This is a genomic window from Cryobacterium breve (assembly GCF_027594785.1).
Lineage (GTDB): Bacteria > Actinomycetota > Actinomycetes > Actinomycetales > Microbacteriaceae > Cryobacterium > Cryobacterium breve_A.
Genome location: NZ_CP075584.1, coordinates 2680203 through 2695725, shown reverse-complemented (window position 1 = coordinate 2695725; position 15523 = coordinate 2680203). Strand labels below are relative to the sequence as shown.

The 15523-nt window shown below is 66.4% G+C and carries 17 protein-coding genes and 3 pseudogenes; 8 read left to right on the top strand and 12 right to left on the bottom strand.

Annotated elements, in window-relative coordinates; translation table 11 throughout:
* Positions 1–52: 52 nt before the first annotated feature.
* Positions 53–511 (top strand): hypothetical protein, encoded by a 459-nt coding sequence (locus KIV56_RS13175; RefSeq protein WP_281533797.1) that lies wholly within the window; start codon positions 53–55, stop codon positions 509–511.
* A 246-nt stretch (positions 512–757) separates the two neighbouring features.
* Positions 758–1150 (top strand): hypothetical protein, encoded by a 393-nt coding sequence (locus KIV56_RS13170; protein WP_281533796.1) that lies wholly within the window; start codon positions 758–760, stop codon positions 1148–1150.
* Positions 1151–2006: 856 nt separating this feature from the next.
* Here KIV56_RS13170 and KIV56_RS13165 read toward each other — a convergent pair.
* Entirely contained in the window at positions 2007–2840 is an 834-nt protein-coding gene (locus tag KIV56_RS13165; protein WP_281533795.1) for a hypothetical protein, read from the bottom strand.
* Positions 2841–3167: 327 nt separating this feature from the next.
* On the opposite strand from KIV56_RS13165, the gene KIV56_RS13160 reads away from it, so the two are divergent.
* A complete protein-coding gene (locus tag KIV56_RS13160) occupies positions 3168–3596 on the top strand; it encodes a GNAT family N-acetyltransferase (protein WP_281533794.1) in 429 nt (142 codons plus the stop codon).
* 76 nt (positions 3597–3672) lie between these two features.
* Here the strand turns inward: KIV56_RS13160 and KIV56_RS13155 are convergent, their stop codons facing one another.
* Both KIV56_RS13155 and KIV56_RS20485 read right to left on the bottom strand, forming a co-directional pair.
* Positions 3673–4401: a DMT family transporter gene (locus tag KIV56_RS13155; protein ID WP_281533793.1), complete on the bottom strand. Its 729-nt coding sequence runs from the start codon at positions 4399–4401 to the stop codon at positions 3673–3675.
* A gap of 37 nt (positions 4402–4438) precedes the next feature.
* A pseudogene (locus KIV56_RS20485) lies at positions 4439–4615 on the bottom strand (hypothetical protein); the annotation flags it as partial.
* Positions 4616–4687: 72 nt separating this feature from the next.
* Here KIV56_RS20485 and KIV56_RS13150 point away from each other — a divergent pair.
* Positions 4688–5590: a LysR family transcriptional regulator gene (locus KIV56_RS13150; RefSeq protein WP_281533792.1), complete on the top strand. Its 903-nt coding sequence runs from the start codon at positions 4688–4690 to the stop codon at positions 5588–5590.
* A gap of 48 nt (positions 5591–5638) precedes the next feature.
* Here KIV56_RS13150 and KIV56_RS13145 read toward each other — a convergent pair whose 3' ends face one another.
* Positions 5639–6118 (bottom strand): hypothetical protein, encoded by a 480-nt coding sequence (locus tag KIV56_RS13145; RefSeq protein ID WP_281533791.1) that lies wholly within the window; start codon positions 6116–6118, stop codon positions 5639–5641.
* Positions 6119–6370: 252 nt separating this feature from the next.
* Between KIV56_RS13145 and KIV56_RS13140 the strand changes: the two genes are divergently transcribed.
* Together KIV56_RS13140 and KIV56_RS13135 are read left to right on the top strand one after the other, a co-directional pair.
* Positions 6371–7213 carry a sigma-70 family RNA polymerase sigma factor gene (locus KIV56_RS13140; protein ID WP_281536154.1) on the top strand — a complete coding sequence of 281 codons (843 nt, stop codon included), beginning with the start codon at positions 6371–6373 and terminating at the stop codon, positions 7211–7213.
* A 105-nt stretch (positions 7214–7318) separates the two neighbouring features.
* The gene (locus tag KIV56_RS13135) at positions 7319–7555 is read left to right on the top strand and encodes a hypothetical protein (RefSeq protein WP_281533790.1); all 237 of its coding nucleotides are present in this window, start codon (positions 7319–7321) and stop codon (positions 7553–7555) included.
* A 68-nt stretch (positions 7556–7623) separates the two neighbouring features.
* Here KIV56_RS13135 and KIV56_RS19850 read toward each other — a convergent pair whose 3' ends face one another.
* Entirely contained in the window at positions 7624–7845 is a 222-nt protein-coding gene (locus tag KIV56_RS19850) for a hypothetical protein (RefSeq protein WP_348648587.1), read from the bottom strand.
* Between the two features lie 40 nt (positions 7846–7885).
* A pseudogene (locus KIV56_RS19845) lies at positions 7886–8305 on the bottom strand (NUDIX domain-containing protein); the annotation flags it as partial.
* 150 nt (positions 8306–8455) lie between these two features.
* On the opposite strand from KIV56_RS19845, the gene KIV56_RS13125 reads away from it, so the two are divergent.
* Together KIV56_RS13125 and KIV56_RS13120 are read left to right on the top strand one after the other, a co-directional pair.
* The gene (locus tag KIV56_RS13125; protein ID WP_281533789.1) at positions 8456–9445 is read left to right on the top strand and encodes a DUF389 domain-containing protein; all 990 of its coding nucleotides are present in this window, start codon (positions 8456–8458) and stop codon (positions 9443–9445) included.
* 238 nt (positions 9446–9683) lie between these two features.
* Positions 9684–10268 carry an acyltransferase gene (locus KIV56_RS13120; RefSeq protein WP_281533788.1) on the top strand — a complete coding sequence of 195 codons (585 nt, stop codon included), beginning with the start codon at positions 9684–9686 and terminating at the stop codon, positions 10266–10268.
* A 15-nt stretch (positions 10269–10283) separates the two neighbouring features.
* Here KIV56_RS13120 and pip read toward each other — a convergent pair whose 3' ends face one another.
* The 6 genes and pseudogenes from pip to KIV56_RS13095 form a co-directional block, all read right to left on the bottom strand.
* On the bottom strand, positions 10284–11240 hold the full coding sequence (gene pip, locus KIV56_RS13115) for a prolyl aminopeptidase (RefSeq protein ID WP_281533787.1): 957 nt from the start codon (positions 11238–11240) through the stop codon (positions 10284–10286).
* 65 nt (positions 11241–11305) lie between these two features.
* The gene (locus KIV56_RS13110; RefSeq protein ID WP_281536153.1) at positions 11306–11977 is read right to left on the bottom strand and encodes a response regulator; all 672 of its coding nucleotides are present in this window, start codon (positions 11975–11977) and stop codon (positions 11306–11308) included.
* A 110-nt stretch (positions 11978–12087) separates the two neighbouring features.
* Entirely contained in the window at positions 12088–12834 is a 747-nt protein-coding gene (locus KIV56_RS13105; RefSeq protein WP_281533786.1) for a sensor histidine kinase, read from the bottom strand.
* Positions 12835–12892: 58 nt separating this feature from the next.
* Positions 12893–13378, bottom strand: a pseudogene (locus KIV56_RS20480) (DUF7134 domain-containing protein); the annotation flags it as partial.
* Between the two features lie 156 nt (positions 13379–13534).
* Entirely contained in the window at positions 13535–14413 is an 879-nt protein-coding gene (locus KIV56_RS13100) for an ABC transporter permease subunit (RefSeq protein WP_281533785.1), read from the bottom strand.
* Positions 14410–15423, bottom strand: coding sequence for an ABC transporter ATP-binding protein (locus tag KIV56_RS13095; protein WP_281533784.1), 1014 nt, complete (start codon positions 15421–15423; stop codon positions 14410–14412). Before KIV56_RS13095 ends, KIV56_RS13100 begins: the two co-directional genes overlap by 4 nt.
* Between the last annotated feature and the right edge of the window lie 100 nt (positions 15424–15523).

Genomic DNA, 15523 nt, shown 5'->3' with positions numbered 1-15523 from the left:
TTCGAGCGCGATTTAGACGGCCAAGCTACCTTCAGCCCGTAGGATTCACAGCATGAGTTCGCGCCAGGTCTTTGCGCTCCTGTGGGGGCCGTTCGCGATTGCATTCGGGGTGATCTTCATCGTGAAGCGCGCTCGGATATCAGAGCCTGGCGAGACTCCAACGACGCCAGCAGGGCATCCGCATGACACGCCGAACTCAATCACCAGCTCTGATGGCAGTGGGCGGCGCACTCTTTGTGGTTCTTGGTATCTGCGTCTCAATCGGGGCGCTCATGGGGCAGATACGGTGAGTGATCACAACGGACTCGGTCGGCTCACCTCACCAAACGGTCGGATAGTAGCGGCGTGGTGGAACATGTTGATCTGTGCGGCCATCGTTGTTTTTTCGATTGTGATTGGGATGACTCAGTCCGCCGCCGCTTTTGTCCTGACAGGTCTCGGCCTCATTATGGAGTGGCAATTTGTGCGCGGCTATCGGCGCGCACGGCAAGCGAAAGCGGCCGAAAAATGAATGGTCTATCACTCGACTGCAGGCGATCGGCTCGGTATTGCTCGCATTGGCCGGCTGGATAGTCGGGTGCGGGTAGTGGCTTTCCGTGCGGTGGTCCTGTGGAGTTCCGTTTCCAAGCTGCCTCTGTCGATTAGAAGTAGTGCACCTTGAGCGGCAAGGGGCAAGCCGTCGACACTGAGATGCTCGGCCTAGCACGCGAGGCATTTGGCGCCGCTTTCGAACGCGTCTCAGCAGGCTCCGGCTTCGGTGGCCGGAGCAATGTACGGGCCGCTTGCCGAGTCCGTATGGTGGGCGATCTGCATCGATGAGGAACTTGAGGCGGTGGAGGGCTACAGGTCGCGGCGAAACACTGACCCGCAAGGCAATGTTGTCAACGGCCTCCGCTATGCACGTAGCGCACTTGGCCATCATCGATTCTTCGCAGTTCAGACGGCCGGAGGGTTGAGCATTCCTTACGTCATTCCTTACAAGATCGAGACATTTGGTGCGTGGCTTCCAGTTGCGGACCTTCCGGATTTCGACCAGCAATCCACTTTTCGGCCGCGCTATGAGCAATATGTAGCAGGTCGAAGAGTTCTCGATACCTTGGTTGATGCGGCTGGATGGTTTGACCGCGCTTGTGCGGAGTCCCTGGCGTGATCTGGGAACTCTGGCGATCGCTCCGTGGAGGCGGCGGCGTGTGGGTGATCCCTGAGTCGCTGAATTGAAGTGGCGTCGACGGAAGTTGTGTACGGCAGTCCAAGGCGGTTACCGTCTCGATAAGTGCTAACTTTGACCCCCGCCCTCGCGAGGCGCGTATCCCCGAGAGGGGAAACTGGATGGGGGTCAGTCCCTCGGCCAGATGAAACGCCCTGAGCATGTGTGAGCGGGATCCTTCGAAATCTTGGGATTCTTCATGCCAGCTGGTCCTGGTCGTTCTGATCTCGCCGCGCGTCCTGCGAGCGTCTCGCAGCGGATAGGCCGGCTCTCCGAGACGCAGCTCGTCGAACTCGAGCGGCTCGTGATGGTAATTCTCGGCCTGGCCGACTGAACGACCTGGTTCCTGTGACGTATTTCCGTGACGCAATCCGGTGAAGTCACCGGTCGATCGAACAGAGATCTCAGAAAATCGATCTCGCCAGACTCGGACAAATATCGCGCCTGAACGGGCTCTCCACAGGCCTTCGGTGCCCGTATTTTTGCCCACATTTTGCCCACAACTGGGGGAAAACGAGGTGATTTCAGTGATCATTGTGACGGCAACTTCGTTGATTTTACGCGGATCTTGACCCCATTCCGCATGGTCACAAGGGCCTGTATCCGACTGAAAATCGAGAGGTCACGGGATCGACGCCCGTCGGGGCCACCCGCTGAAATCCCCGGTTCTCCGGGGTTTTTCTCGTTAACGGATGTCTTTTCTCCGGCCTCGAAATCGGCTTTTGCGCGTTGTCGCTCTTGTGCGCGATCATCCGCTCTGCCAGAACCTGTGGCCCGACTGGCTGCCGACGCCATACGGTCATTCGGTCCGCGATCCCGTGGTCGCATTTCGCAACTCGGCTGCAACCTGTTCGAGCGCTGCGTCCTTCATGAATCCGAGGAGTGTTCGGTCCACGTCGATAGGTGCGAACTTGATCCATTGAGTTGTTCCGTGATCGGTCCACTCAATGCGCAGACAATCGCGGGGAAGCGTCATTACGTAGTCCCAATCGATAGTGACCGACCGGATCGAGGAACGCGCAATCCGCACGGCACGACGGGGAGTTCGACTGTCCCACGCCCACATCTCCACAGAGTTCGTCCGGATCGAAATTCCCATCTGCCACGTGCTTTTGGTGGTCGAAGAGCTTGCGTGGAAGCCAGCAATCATCGCGGGAGAGGGCGAAGTGCGGGCCAGCTGACCAAGAATTACCGTCGCCCCCGGATCGACTTGGCACATCGCAGTGCGCATCTCAGTCATGACGTGCCACTGGTTAAACAAGACGATGCATGACAGCGCCGCAACTCCGATCAGGGTCAAAATGAACCCACGCCCCAAGAAGTGCCCGACTAACAGCAGCACAGCACCGACCGTGACCAATGTGATCAGGACGCCAACGAGCGCCCGTCTCCGCCCACGAGCAACCGGACGTTCGCTACCATCTGCCTGACCTGAATCAGTCGCCATCGCACGCACTCCAAACGCTTTGTAGTACGTGGTCGCGTGAGCTTCCGTCCACGGGTTCCATTCCGCGATCGAGAAGTTGATCAGCGAAGGCTGGGCTCTTCCGCCAAACATATCGGTCGATCGACTCGAACAAGAACGCAGGCGCGGGCACAAAACGATTGTTGCGGCGGCATCGAGCCAGCCCATTGTCGCGATTCCTCACCCCCGCTAAAGAACTAGCGTCTCGCGTGCCACGCGCCTCTCGTCTTGGCCCAGAGAGGGAACCTTGGGCCGGTCAATCCCGCTCGGTGGATCTGCGTCATCATCGGCTCGTCGGGTCTCACGCTTGTCCTTGCGAATGCCGCTGTACTCCTCATTCTTGAAACGCCACGACTGGGGGCCACAACCCCATGGACGCATTGCGCTCAGTGCGGTGCTGGTTCGTCCCAGCATCTCTGCGACCCTATGCGTCAGGTCGTGCTGCGTTGCGACGGGAATGCCACTCGCCGCGCTAGTGACCGGTTAGATGAAGGCATGACTGCTCACTATCGGTTTTCCCCGGATGCCGCCGAGATCGACCGGGACACGGTCCATCGCTGGATCAGCGAGCAGTCCTATTGGGCACCTGGGCGCTCCCGTTCCCGACAGGACGCGGCGATCGACGGCTCACGCAATTTCGGCATCTACGACACCGAATCGGGCCGGCAGGTCGCCTACGCCCGGATGATCACCGACGGGGTGACATTTGCGTGGCTGTGTGATGTTTTCGTCGACCCAGAGGTTCGCGGACAGGGCCTCGGGGAAATGCTCATCGCGGGCATCGTCGAAGACTGCCGACCCCTCGGGCTGCGCCGGATCGCTCTCGCCACCGCTGACGCTCACGGCCTGTACGCCAAATTCGGATTCACCGGCGTGGCAGCACCTGAGACCTGGATGGAACGTCCGGACAAACCACACTCCTGACCCACATGGCCCGCGAGTGGGACCGTGGCCATGTGGAGTCGCCGTCCGTCGGGTGCGGATGCCGTCGTGCACGACTTCAGCTCCGGCCAGCCGGTACCGGACGCGGATCAATGCCGGCTGCCGGGGCGAGGCGATGCCGTTGCTCGATGGACCGGCCCCACGCCGTGCCCGCGAGGATGAGGGCGATACCGAGGTATCCGGCGAGGGCCACCGGGTCATGAGCGACGGTGATTCCGACGATTGCAGCCCAGACCGGCTCGGTTCCGAGGAGGAGGCTCACTCTCGAGGGCGAGGTGCGTCGGACGGCCCAGGTCTGGATCAGGAACGCGAAGACAGTGCACGCGACGACGAGGTAGAGAAACAGCATCGTACGTCCGGGGTCGAGACGGGCCAGGAAGTGCGGGATCGAGTCACCGTAGAACAGTGACACCGCCGAGAAGAGCATCGCGCAGGTGGACAGCTGCACCGTGGTGAGGTGAAACGAGTTCATCGGAGCATTGCCCGTGAGCTTGGACATCGACGTGACGTGAACGGCGCGGATGATGGCCGCGGCGAGCACGAGCAGGTCGCCGAGGTTTGGCGCCTGGAAGACGCCGCCACTGGCGAGCAGGACGACGCCACCGATGGCAATGACCGCGGCCTGGAAGAACCTGCCGGGCAGACGTCGATCGGATATCGCGGAATCGAGAATCGGGGTGAACACGATCGTCAGGCTGATGATGAGTCCGGCGTTCGTGGCCGAGGTGTGGGCGATCCCGAAGGTTTCGAAGGCGAACACGGCAGCCAGCAGGGTCCCGAGCAGCATCCCGGATCTCAGGCTCCGCTGCCGTGATCCGGTGCCGACGGACGGCAACGAGGGCCGCCATGATGGCCGCTGCGAGCAGCATCCGTGTTGCGAGCAGGGCGACGACGGATTGGGGCGTGACCAGTTCTTTGGCGACGAGGTAGGTCGACCCCCAGGCGGCGGCGACCAGGAGCAGGAGCAGGTCGACGCGGAATCGACTGAGGAGGGCGGGCATTCCTCCATCGTCCGGTCTGCCATCGCGTAATACAAGAGAGTGCTTTGGTGTCACATGCATTAGTTTCAACTTATGGAACTCGGTCAGCTTCGGGCGTTGAGAGAGCTGGGCGACCGCGGCAGCATCGCCGCCGTCGCAGCGGCGCTGCACGTCACGCCGTCGTCGGTTTCGCAGCAGATCAGCGCCCTGCAGCGTCAATCGCCCGCTCCTTTGACCTTCCGGGATGGCCGACGGACGGCACTCACGGATGCCGGGCGCGCCCTCGCTCTCGCCGCGATCGACGTCGAAGTGGCACTCGAACGCGCCGCGCAGGCGGTGGCACGGTTCCAGGGCGATCACCGGGGCACCGTTTCCGTGACCGCCTTCCACAGTGTGGGCCTGGCCGTCTTCGGACCCTTGATCGCCGCCTGCGTCAGGCCTGACCTGCCCGGCGTTCGGCTGAGCGATTTCGATGTTGCTCAGGAGGACTTCCCCCTACTCACCACCGATCATGATCTTGTGCTCGCCCATCGGCTGGTCGGCAGTCCCTCATGGCCGGAGTCGGTCCGGGTGGAACACCTCCTGTACGAGCCCCTGGACATCGCGGTTCGCCACGATCACCGCCTCGCGTCGAAAGCGGCGATCGAGCCGGCTGATCTTCAGGGCGAGGAGTGGGTGGCGGTGCACGACGGTTTCCCGCTCACGCAGGCTCTCGCCCTGATCGCGGGAATCGGAGGGGACGAGGCCCGAATCCTGCACCGAATCAACGAGTTCTCGGTAGCCGCGTCCGTCGTCGAAGCGAGCGGATGCGTCGCGCTGATGCCTCGGTACACGACCGACCTGCGCGAGCATCCGGAGTTGGTCCTTCGTCCGCTGTCCCACCCCGGCCTCGGACGGCACATCGATTGCCTTGCCCGACCGGAAACCCTCGAGCGCACCAATGCGCAGGCGGTCCTGGCCCAGATCAAGGCGATAGCCGAGACGCTCACGAGGTGAACTCCACCCGGGCCCTCGGACCAGTGAATCAGTAGCCGAGGGGCCTTTTCAGCCCCTGCGAATCAGATCGACGACGCCCTGGGCGTTGTCGTCCGGCGACAGACCAATCTGAACCTGATCGCCCTCCATCGCTTGCATCACCACAACCGCGGCTTTCAGCTCTCCGCCGATCCGCATGACCAGGCGCGCGGTGCTTCCCGCCCCTGCGGCTTTCTCGGTGAGCGCGCGAAAGACCACGGACCCCTCTTCGCTGAACGTCACGTCAACCGCATTGCGCCCCTCCACTTCGGCCACGACGGCATCCCCAACGCCTGCGCGTTCGAAGGCAGATGGGAGCACTACGTTCTCACCATTGACCGCAACGCAGTGGAGATCTGAACTCGCGGCGCAGGTCTGCGAAACGGCCAGCTCGATCGCTCCCCCTGCGACTGTCGGTGTAGCGACGACGCCGGGCGTTGACGAACAGGCGCTCAGCGCCAATACCGCAAGCACCAACGAAGCGAGCGCGAACGACGGTCCACGATTCATTTTCTGCCTCCAACCAGCTAATGGTTGCCCCCCATAGACACCCTGCCTCCTCGAACCCTACCGACGGCACCAAGCCGGGACACGACCTCCCCACCGCATCCGTCGCCGAGAATCGCCGATGAGGCCGAGAATCGCCGGCGCAACGTGGTTACTCGGCGCTTACGGCGATTCTCGGCGCGAGTTAGACGTGACGCGGCCGTTCGGTAGCGGTCGGACCTCACCCTTTAACATGAGAACTCCACTGAAAGCGTGATGATCATGGACAAGACAGAAGTTTTCGAGCGTGAACGTCCCCGTCTGTTGCGTATTGCCGGACGCATCCTGCGCGATGGCGCGGAGGCCGAGGACATCGTCCAGCAGGCCTGGCTGCGACTGCACGCCACAGAGGCCGCGATCGACAACCTGCCGGCCTGGCTGACCACGGTCACGACACGGCTGTGCCTGGACAGACTGCGCGCCGAGAAACCAATTCTCGTTGACGACCTCGAGGCCCCGTCGCGAACCGCCGATCCAGCGGATGAGCTCGCCCTCGCCGACACTGTCGGGATCGCCCTCCAGGTGGTGCTTGACCGCCTCACGCCTGCGGAGCGTGTCGCCTTCGTCCTTCACGACAGCTTCAGCATTGACTTTCCCACGATCGCCGCCATCCTCGGGAGCACTCCAGCCGCTGCACGCAAGCTCGCTTCGAGGGCGCGAAGCAAGATCCGCCCGCAGAGCCAGGAGCACGGCCGCGCCGACTGGAAAGTCGTGGACGCATTCCTCGCCGCCTCGCGGCAAGGCGATTTCGAGCAACTCGTGAAGCTGCTGGCACCGGACGTACTGGTCGTCGGTGACGACGCGGCCATAGCGGAGGGGACACCGTCTCGGATCGAAGGGCGGACCGCGGTGGCGACGATGTTCAACGGCGCAGCCAAGGCCGCTCTCCCCGTATTCATCGACGGGCGCGCAGGGGCCGCATGGTTTCATCGCGGTGCCCCCCGTGTTGCGTTTGACTTCACGGTCCTCGACGGCGTCGTGTCTCGAATCGACTTCCGCGCCGATCCGGCAGTCCTGGAACACATCATCCGGCGTGAAGCGGGAGCGAGCCGAGCTTGACCTGCGACCGTCGACCACGTCAGCGGTCACACTTGGAGCCGATCGATCGTCATATAGGTAGCGGGCCTCAAACGGGGACCGCCTTGACAGTGAGGACCCGAACCGATGAAGACCATGACATGCCGCCAGCTGGGTGGACCGTGCGATCAACCGCTGCACGGCGAGACCGCCGATGACGTCATCAAGGCCCAGAACCGCCACCTCAAGGACGCGGTCAAAGCCGGAGACGCCACCCACGAGCAAGCCCACAACGAAATGAAAGCTCGTTGGAGGCACCCGAAGCAGTCGATGGATTGGTACACCTCTACGAAGAAGGAGTTTGCCGAAGTCCCAGGCGTGTGACCGTCGGGCCGTGTTCGAACCTGACGTCAGAAGAGGTGCGACGGATTTCTGGAGTCTCGCCGCTCGGGTCAGAGCAGACCGGCCAGGGCGGCCCACTGCAGGAGGAGCACGGTCTTGCCATCGACGATACGGCCGTCGGCGACCATGGCCAGGGCGTCACTGGCGGGGATCTCGAGGACTTCGATCTCCTCGCCTTCTTCGGGCAGGCCGCCCCCCGGTGACACCCGGTCGGACGGGCCGTAGGCGGCGACGTAGAAGTGCACGCGCTCGGTGACCGAACCCGGACTCATGTACAGGTCGAACACGTGCCGCAGGCTCCCCGACCGCCACGCCGAGTTCCTCGCTCGCCTCCCTGCGGATCGCGACCTCGGGCGAGTCCTCGTCGAGCAGGCCGGCCGCGGTTTCGATGAGCATTCCGTCGGGGTGATCGTTGACGTACGCGGGGTACCGGAACTGGCGTGTCAGCAGGACGGTCTTGCGATCCGGGTCGTAGAGCAGGATCGTGGCGCCGTTGCCGCGGTCGTAGGTTTCGCGCTGCTGGCTGGTTTGCTGCCCATTGCGTCCGCGGTACCGGAAGGTCGTGCGGCGCAGGACATGCCAGCCGTCGGAGGTCACCTCGACACGGTCGACGGTGACGTCAGGGTTCCCATGCAGGTCGGCACCGACCCGATCCAGGCCGGTTCTGCCCCGACCGTCCGGGGCATCCTCGCCGGGCCGGCCGGGTATGGGAAGGGTCGGAAGAGGAGTCATGCCTACCAACGTACGGTGCCGCGCGTCGGCGACACCATCGGGCAACTCCTGAAGTGCCCCTGCCGCTGACCCGGGATCTTCCCTAGGATCACTGCATGTCCCCACCGACGTCCCGCAAACCAGGCCTCGCGACCGCGGGAGGGCGGCACCATGCTCGATGAGGCCCGCTTCAACACCGTCGCCAATATGCGCGCGTCGGTGTTCTTCGACGGCCCGGACGTGCGCAGCCGCTACAGCCGCTTCTGGATGCTGCTCGTGCTGTCCGCGGTCATCGCCTCGGCCGGAATCGTCGGCGACTCCACGGCGACCGTGATCGGTGCGATGATCGTCGCCCCGCTGATGACCCCGATCATGGGCACCATGCTCGCGACCGTGATCGGGGACCGGGCGAACCTCATCCGCTCGCTGCTCCTGGTCGTCGCGGGCGCCGCAACTGCAGTCGCGGTCGGGTATGCCGTCGGCTACCTCGTTGTCAATGACGTGCTCGCCGACACGAACGCGCAGGTGTCCGCCCGGGTGACCCCGGGCCTGATCGACCTGCTTGCGGCCCTCGGCACCGGCGTGGTCGGCTCCGTCGCGCTCGTGCGCAAGGACATCTCGGACACGCTGCCCGGCGTCGCGATCGCAATCTCGCTCGTGCCCCCGCTCGCCGTGGCCGGCCTCACCCTCGAATCCGGCTCGATCACCCAGTCACTCGGCGCCCTGCTGCTCTTCGTCACCAACGTCGTCGCCATCATCGGCACGGGCGTCGTCGTGATGTCGGTCTACGGGGTCACCCGGCTCGCCCGCGAGCCCATGGCCGGCGAAGCGCAGCGGGGAATGGGCCGCACCATCGCCCTGCTCGCCGTCATGTTCCTCGTGATCGGCGTGCCGCTCGCCATTACCAGCATCGGCATCAGTGCGCGCGCCATTGTCGAGCAGGGTGTCCACCGGGTCGCGGAGACCTGGGCGCAGTCGGTCGGCTGGGAGGTCGACACGGTCAGCACGCGCGACTCCGAGGTCTACATCCGCCTCGAGGGCCCGCTCCCGGTGCCCAACACGACAACTCTCAAGGGGCTGCTGGATGCGGCGGGCGTGGACACGGGCAAGGTGACCGTCAACCTCGTCCCCGTCTACTCGGTGAAGCTCGCCACGCCGTGAAGCTTGCACAGTAGCGGATGTCCCCCCGAGGGGTACTAGCGTGTCGCGGCAGTTGCGGGGTACGTTCCGTTCGTGACCGCCGGGAACGGCGACCACGACGCATCCGTTCCTCGTACCGTCCGCTTCCTCCTGTACACCCGAGCACAGGGACTGCCGTGAATACGACCTCATCGCCTCACCCGCACCGTCAACCCCGATCAATCGCACCCCGCGTCACCACAGTGACCGCCGGCGCGCGATGAACGTCACATCCCCGGGGGAAGTGGACCCGAGCGCGGTCATCGGCGCAGGCGCGCACATCGCCGACCTGGCTCAGGTACGCGAGTACGCCCGGATCGGGCCCGGCAGCATGCTCGGCCGCGGCGCCTACGTCGGACCCGGCGTTGTGGTGGGCCGCAATTGCATCGTGCAGGAATACGCGGTCGTCTACGAACCCGCACTGCTCGAGGACGGGGTCTTCGTCGGTGCGGCGGCCGTGTTCACGAACAACCCACACCCGCGCGCGATCAACGGCGACGGTTCGGCACGGCCGGTGAGTGAACGGTCGACGCTCGGCGTGACGGTGCGCACCGGGGCATCCGTCGGGGCGCACGCCGTGTGCCTCGCGCCCCTGACGATCGGGCGCTGGGCGATGGTGGCCGCCGGAGCCATCGTGACCGCGAACGTGCCCGACTTCGCCCTCATGGTCGGGGTACCCGCCGAACGGGTGGGCTGGGTCGGGCGCAGCGGCGCGACCCTCGAGCACGTCGGCGACGGACTCTACGTCTGCCCGGACACCGGTGAGCACTACCGGCAGCACGATGGGCAGCTCACGCTCGAGTGAGCCGCCCCGCGCGGTTCAGGCGGAGAAGCGGTCCGTGGCTTCGATGATCGCGTCGAGGTTGCCGGGTTCCTCGAAGGAGTGCCCGGCGTCTGGGATCATGCGGAAGTCGGCTTCCGGCCAGTTCTTGTGCAGTTCCCAGGCGGTGAACGCCGGAGTGCACATGTCGTAGCGACCCTGCACGATGACGCCGGGGATCTCGCTCAGCCGGCCGGCGTCGCGGATCAGCTGCCCGGGCTCGAACCAGCCGAGGTTCCGGAAGTAGTGGTTCTCGATGCGCGCGAACGCGACCGCGAAGTCGGGCTCGGTGAACCGGGCGATCGTCGCGGGCTGCTGCAGCAGCGTGATCGTCGACGATTCCCAGGTCGACCAGGCCACACCGGCGCGCTCGCGCACGTAGCGGTCGGGGTCGTGCAGCAGGCGACCGTACGCCTCGATGAGCTTGCCGCGTTCCTCGACGGGAACCGGGGCGAGGAAGCCCTCCCACAGGTCGGGGTAGATCGCCGCGGCGCCGCCCTCGTAGAACCAGTCCAGTTCGACGGGCCGCAGCGTGAAGATGCCGCGCAGGATGAGCTCGGTCACCCGCTCCGGGTGGGTTTCGGCGTAGGCGAGACCGAGGGAGCTGCCCCAGGATCCGCCGCAGACCTGCCAGCGGTCGATGCCGAGGTGCTCGCGCAGGCGTTCGATGTCGGCGACGAGGTGCCAGGTCGTGTTCGTGCTGAGGTCGGCATCCGCTGCGCTCGCGTGCGGGGTGCTTTTGCCGCAGCCACGCTGGTCGAAGAGGATGATGCGGTACTTCGCCGGGTCGAACACGCGACGCTGCTGGGGGCTCGATCCGCCGCCGGGGCCGCCGTGCAGGTAGACCGCAGGCTTGCCGTCCGGGTTGCCGGATGCCTCCCAGTAGATGGACTGCCCGTCACCGACCTCGAGCATCCCGGTTTCGTAGGGTTCGAGTTCTGGGTAGAAGGTGCGCATCTCCCGAGCCTACGGCGCTTGTCGCGGGTCAGCGGATGCGCCGCGCGCGCCAATGCGGCGGGCGTTCAGGGGCGGGCCAGCCCCTGCTCGTAGGCGAGGATCACGATGTGCACCCGGTCGCGGAGACCGAGTTTCTGCAGGATCCGGCCGACGTGGGTCTTCACCGTGGACTCGGAGAGGAAGAACCGCTCGGCGAGCTCGGTGTTGGAGAGACCCTCGGCGATCGCGAAGAAAACCTCCCGTTCCCGGTCGGTCAGCACGTCGATGCGCGCGGCATCCGCTGCGGGGTCCTCGCCGGTCGCGGCGCCGTCCGCCCCTTCGGCGGGAAGCCGGGACCCGAACAGCTCGAGCATCCGCCGGGTGACGCGGGGCGAAACGGATGCCTCCCCCGACGCGACCGCCCGGATCGCGGCGGTCAGTTCGCTCGGTTGGGCGTCCTTGAGCAGGAAACCACGGGCGCCGGCCTTGAGACCGCCGAACGCATACTCGTCGAGGTCGAAGGTGGTCAGGATGATGACCCGGATCTGGGGGTGCGCCGCGGTGATCAGCCGGGTCGCCTCGATGCCGTCGACGCCGGGCATCCGCACGTCCATCAGGATGACGTCTGGCAGCATGCTCGCGGCGAGCCGCACGGCCGTTGCGCCGTCGCCGGCCTCGGCGACGACGGTGAAGTCGTCCTCGGCCTCGAGCACCATCCGGAATCCCATCCGGAGCAGGGACTGGTCGTCGACGAGCATGATCCGGGTCGGGGCCGGCTCGAGGTCGACAGTCGCCGGGTCGCGGGGGGCCGGGTCGAGGGGGGCGTGTTCGTTGGCCGGGTCGCGGGGAGTCGGGTCGCGGAGACCGGTCATGCGGGGGCCTGCCCTTCGTCGAGACTCATCGTCGCGCGCACGCGCCAACCGCCCCCGCTGAGCGGTCCGGCCTCGAGGGTGCCCCCGTAGAGCGCGACCCGTTCGCGGAGGCCGATGATGCCGCGCCCGCCTCCCACACTCGGCTGGGGCACACGGGCGTGGCCGTCGTCGTCGATGACGACCTCGACCCGGCCGGGCGACGAGGAGAGCCGCACCGAGACCACGCTCGGCTGGGCCGCGTAGCGCAGGGTGTTGGTCAGGGATTCCTGCACGACCCGGTAGATCGTGAGCTGCACGCCCGGGCTGCCGGGCACGCGCCCGCTCAGCTCGAGCCGGGCCGGGAGTCCCGCGGAGCGGAAGGAGTCCACGAGGTCGACGAGCTGGTCGGCACCGGGCTGCGGGGCGAGCGGGGCGGCGGTCGCGACGGTCGCTGCGGCGGCGGTCGTGGTGCCGGACCCGGGCCCTGCCGCGGCCTGCCCGGGGGCGGATGCCGCAGCATCCGCCGTCTCGTCGTCGTCGCTGAGTACGCCGAGGAGCCTCCGCATCTCGGCCATCGAGCCGCGGCCGGTGGAGGCGACCTCGCGCATCGCGGCGCGGGAGCGTTCGGGGTCGCGCACCGCGAGGGCGTCGGCGCCGTCGGCGAGGGCGACCATCACCGAGAGGCTGTGGGCGACGATGTCGTGCAGCTCGCGGGCGATCCGGGCGCGTTCGGAGCCTGCGGGCGAGCTGGGCCTGCCGGTCACGGTCGTGGGCGAGCTGGGCGGCGAGGCTGACCAGGGAGGCGACGTAGCGCATCCGGTCGCCCACGCTCACACCGATCACGGTGGCCACGATGAGCAGCACCGCGTCCTGGGAGGCAACGCTCAGCCAGGAGATGAAGGGGTTGCCCGAGCCGAAGTAGGCGCCGAGGGTGGAGATGCCGACCGCGACCGCGAGGCCGATCCAGGCGCTGCGCACGTTCCGATAGACCGCGACCGCGTAGAGGGCGATCATCACGGGCAGGGTGTCGCCCTGGCCGTGGTTCGGGAACGACGGCAGCAGCGCGGTGCACGAGAGGGCGAGGGCAAGCAGTGGGGCGTGCCTGCGGAAGAGCAATGCTCCCGCGATCAGGCCGGTGAGGAGCAGCGCCGAGACGATGACGACCGGCGCGGGGCCGACTGCCGGCCGGGTCGCGTCGATCAGGAGCACGATCGCCGTCGGGACGAGGTAGACGGCCGCGACGAGGGAATCGACCAGCCAGGGGTGCCGCGCCCAGAACCGGCGGGTGACCCCGGGAGGAGTCGGCAGACGCAGTCCAGCCCCGTCCGCGAGGGGGTCGCGGCGGGGCTGGGGCTGGTGGAGGTCATGATTGGGACTCTACTTGCTGCGAACTGGGCGGATGCCGGTCACCGGTCGGTGCCGACGCCCGGCCCTGCCTGCCCGGTCCCGTTCATGGCCGCTCGGTTACGCGTCGCGGCGCTTGAGCAGCACCGAGGCGGCGCCGAGGCTCAGGACGACCCAGACGAGGACGATGATCAGGTCGACCGACCAGTCGAGGGGCACCTTGGCGAACTGCATCAGGCCGAACATGCTGATACCCGCGGAGGAGATCAGGTACGGGAGCACGTCGCTCGCCCACGTGGCCGGGATCATCTGGAGCACGACCGGGAGCAGCAGGATCACGCCGAGGGTGACGGCGATGCTGCCGGCCCCGCTCCGCACGATCGTGCCGATGCCGAGGGCGAAGACCGCGACGAGCCCGAGGTACAGCGAGCCGCCGAGCACCGGGAGGATGACCTCGGGGGCGAAGAGGCTCGCGTGCAGGCCCTGCCCGGACACGATCGCGACCGTGACGACGTAGGAGGCGATGCTGCTGACGAGACCGACGACGAAGGTCGTGACGAACAACACGAGCGCCTTGGCCCAGAGCGCCGGGAGGCGCTTCGGCACCGCGGTCAGGGTGGACCGGATCATGCCCGTCGTGAACTCGCCGGTGACGGCGAGCACACCGAGCACGGCGACGATGAGCTGGCCGAAGAACACGCCGAAGGTCGAGGCCTGCGCCACGAACCTGGCCTGATCGGTGTCGGGCACCGTCGCGATGTCTGTCCCGGTGAGGTCGAGCGCGAGCGACATGATCGCGGCGAGCCCCATCGACACGACGAGCAGCACCGCGAAGCACCAGATCGTCGAGCGCACCGTGCTGAGCTTGATCCACTCCGAGCGGATGATGCCGATCGCACTGAGGTGCGGACCGGTCGGCGTCGACGCGGGCACGTACTCCGTGCCGATGTCGGCGAGGGTTTCCGGGGTGCCGGCAACCAGGATCGTGGGGGTGCTCATCGTGCTGCCTCCTGCAGTTCGGTCTCGCGCGGGTCCGGATCGTCGTTCACCGCGGCATCCGCTGCGGCGTCTGTCGTGTCGGAATCGTCGAATTCGTCGTCGCCGGTGCCGCCGGTGCGGTATTCGACCTCGTTTTGGGTGAGGGACATGTAGGCGTCCTCGAGGGAGGCGGTGAGGCTCGTGAGTTCGTGGAGCACGATGCCGGCGGCGGCGGCCTGGTCGCCGATCTCGGCGGCCGTGATGCCGGTGATCTGGAGCACGTCCTGTTCGAGGTTCACGACGGAGACCTCGGCCTGCGCGAGCAGGGTGGCGAGCCGGGTCGCGTGCGGGCTGCGCACGCGGACGGTCGCGCCGCCGGCCTGGCCGATGATCTCGGCGACGGGGGCGTCGGCGATGATCCGGCCACGGCCGAGCATGATGATGTGGTCGGCGGTGAGCGCCATCTCACTCATCAGGTGGGAGGAGAGCAGCACGGTGCGGCCTTCGCCGGCGAGGTGCCGCATGAGCTTGCGCACCCACTGCACGCCCTCGGGGTCGAGCCCGTTGACGGGTTCGTCGAGGATCAGGATGCCCGGGTCGCCGAGGAGGGCCGCGGCGATGCCGAGGCGCTGTCCCATGCCGAGGGAGTATCCGCCGACGCGCTTGCGGGCGACGGAGGTGAGTCCGGTGAGCTCGATGACGTCGTCGACGCGGCTCTTCGGGATGTTGTGGGTCGCGGCCATCGCGAGCAGGTGGTTGCGCGCCGAGCGGCCGGTGTGGATCGCCTTCGCGTCGAGCAGCACGCCGACCTCGCGGAGCGGGGCGCGGAGGTCCTGGTAACGCTGCCCGTTGACGAGGACCGAACCGGAGTCTGGCCGGTCGAGGCCGACGATCATGCGCATGGTCGTGGTCTTGCCCGCGCCGTTCGGGCCGAGCAGGCCCGTCACGGTTCCTGGCTGGATCGTGAAGTCGATCGCGTCGACCGCGACCTTGCTTCCGTAGCGTTTGGTCAGGGACTGTGCCTGAATCATCCGTCTCCTCATTCGCATCGTTGGCGGGGCCGGACGTCGGTGGACGTCGGCCCCGCATTCACGATACGCAGGGCGCCTCCCGGGGCGCATCGGTCGAACG

Excerpts from the sequence above, each read along its gene's own strand:
- KIV56_RS13175 (WP_281533797.1), top strand. The coding sequence starts at position 53 with ATGAGTTCGCGCCAGGTCTTTGCGCTCCTGTGGGGGCCGTTCGCGATT.
- KIV56_RS13165 (WP_281533795.1), bottom strand. The coding sequence starts at position 2,840 with ATGGGCTGGCTCGATGCCGCCGCAACAATCGTTTTGTGCCCGCGCCTG.
- KIV56_RS13160 (WP_281533794.1), top strand. The coding sequence starts at position 3,168 with ATGACTGCTCACTATCGGTTTTCCCCGGATGCCGCCGAGATCGACCGG.
- KIV56_RS13155 (WP_281533793.1), bottom strand. The coding sequence starts at position 4,401 with ATGCTGCTCGGGACCCTGCTGGCTGCCGTGTTCGCCTTCGAAACCTTC.
- KIV56_RS13150 (WP_281533792.1), top strand. The coding sequence starts at position 4,688 with ATGGAACTCGGTCAGCTTCGGGCGTTGAGAGAGCTGGGCGACCGCGGC.
- KIV56_RS13145 (WP_281533791.1), bottom strand. The coding sequence starts at position 6,118 with ATGAATCGTGGACCGTCGTTCGCGCTCGCTTCGTTGGTGCTTGCGGTA.
- KIV56_RS13140 (WP_281536154.1), top strand. The coding sequence starts at position 6,371 with ATGATCATGGACAAGACAGAAGTTTTCGAGCGTGAACGTCCCCGTCTG.
- KIV56_RS13135 (WP_281533790.1), top strand. The coding sequence starts at position 7,319 with ATGAAGACCATGACATGCCGCCAGCTGGGTGGACCGTGCGATCAACCG.
- KIV56_RS19850 (WP_348648587.1), bottom strand. The coding sequence starts at position 7,845 with ATGAGTCCGGGTTCGGTCACCGAGCGCGTGCACTTCTACGTCGCCGCC.
- KIV56_RS13125 (WP_281533789.1), top strand. The coding sequence starts at position 8,456 with ATGCTCGATGAGGCCCGCTTCAACACCGTCGCCAATATGCGCGCGTCG.
- KIV56_RS13120 (WP_281533788.1), top strand. The coding sequence starts at position 9,684 with ATGAACGTCACATCCCCGGGGGAAGTGGACCCGAGCGCGGTCATCGGC.
- pip (WP_281533787.1), bottom strand. The coding sequence starts at position 11,240 with ATGCGCACCTTCTACCCAGAACTCGAACCCTACGAAACCGGGATGCTC.
- KIV56_RS13110 (WP_281536153.1), bottom strand. The coding sequence starts at position 11,977 with ATGCTCGTCGACGACCAGTCCCTGCTCCGGATGGGATTCCGGATGGTG.
- KIV56_RS13100 (WP_281533785.1), bottom strand. The coding sequence starts at position 14,413 with ATGAGCACCCCCACGATCCTGGTTGCCGGCACCCCGGAAACCCTCGCC.
- KIV56_RS13095 (WP_281533784.1), bottom strand. The coding sequence starts at position 15,423 with ATGATTCAGGCACAGTCCCTGACCAAACGCTACGGAAGCAAGGTCGCG.